1 protein-coding gene is annotated in these 1,405 nt (G+C 73.5%); it reads left to right on the top strand.

Annotation, left to right across the window (positions count from 1 at the left end):
* On the top strand, positions 1-1,405 hold a 1,405-nt coding region (locus JK361_RS40520; RefSeq protein ID WP_201828227.1), incomplete at both ends, for a xanthine dehydrogenase family protein molybdopterin-binding subunit.

Raw genomic sequence — 1,405 nt, 5'->3', positions numbered from 1 at the left:
CTACGAACAGCAACCCCACGACGTCGACTTCACCGGTGAACGTCCCGATGCCCACACGGTGGACGGCCATACCCCGGCGGTGACGGCAAAGGGTGATCTCGACGCCGAACTCGCCACGTCCGCCGTCGTCGTGGATGCCGAGTACACCACTCCGGCGGAGCACCACAACCCGCTGGAGCCGCATGCGGCGACCGCCCGCTGGGACGCCGGCCGACTGGAGGTGGTCGACTCCAACCAGGGCGCCGCCTGGGTCGCCGGGGAACTCGCGCATCTCTTCTCGCTCGACGCGGGCTCGGTGCGCGTACGTTCCGAACACGTGGGAGGCGGCTTCGGCTGCAAGGGCGTGCGCGTTCATCAGGTGGCCGCCGTCATGGCCGCGACCGTCCTCCAGCGCCCCGTGCGGGTCGTCCTGACCCGACGCCAGATGTTCTCCCTGGCCGGCTACCGCAGCCCCACCGCCCAGCGCGTCCGGCTCGGCGCCGACGCCGACGGACGCCTGCGCGCGCTGGAGCACCGCTCGGTCAGCCTCACCTCCACCGTGCACGAGTTCGTCGAGCCGAGCGCCGTACTGGCCCGGGTGATGTACGACGCCGACGCCCACCACACCGCCAACCGCGTCGTCCGGCTGGACGTACCCACCCCCACATGGATGCGCGCCCCGGGTAAGGCGCCGGGGTCCTTCGCGCTGGAAGCGGCGCTCGACGAACTCGCCGAGAAGTGCGGACTCGACCCGATCGAGCTGCGCCTGCGCAACCAACCCGAGAAGGGACCCGTCTCCGGGCTGCCGTTCGCCGGCCGCGACCTGACCGCCTGCTTCCGCGAGGGCGCCCGCAGGTTCGGCTGGGCGGACCGGGACCCACGCCCCGGACTGCGCAGGGACGGCCGCTGGCTGCTCGGTACCGGTACGGCGGCGGCCTCCTTCGGCGCGGGCGCCGCGCCGTCCACGGCCTCCGCCACCGCACATGCGGACGGCACCTTCACCGTCCGGATCTCCGCGGCCGACGTCGGTACCGGAGCCCGTACCGCACTCACCCTGGTGGCCGCGGACGCGCTGCGCGTGCCCCCGGAGTGCGTCCGGGTACAGATAGGCGACAGCGATTTCGGCCCGGCGATGATCGCTGGCCGTTCGATGGGCACCGGCTCCTGGTCCCGGGCGATCACGGCGGCGGCCGGCGCCCTGCGCGAGCGGCTGGCCGGCGGCACCCGCACACCCGAGGAGGGAATCACCGTCCGGTCGGACACCTCCGCGGCCATCGGCGCCCTCGCCCCGGCCGAACGGCACTCGTTCGGCGCGCAGTTCGCCGAGGTCGCCGTGGACGCCGCCACCGGCGAAGTGCGTGTGCGGCGGATGCTCGGCATCTTCGCGGCGGGCCGGATCGTCAACCCGCTCACCGCACGCAGCCAA

This window comes from Streptomyces musisoli (assembly GCF_016741855.1).
GTDB classification, from domain to species: domain Bacteria; phylum Actinomycetota; class Actinomycetes; order Streptomycetales; family Streptomycetaceae; genus Streptomyces; species Streptomyces musisoli.
The sequence above is the reverse complement of the archived record's forward strand: the minus strand, read 5'-3'. Positions and strand labels throughout refer to the sequence as shown.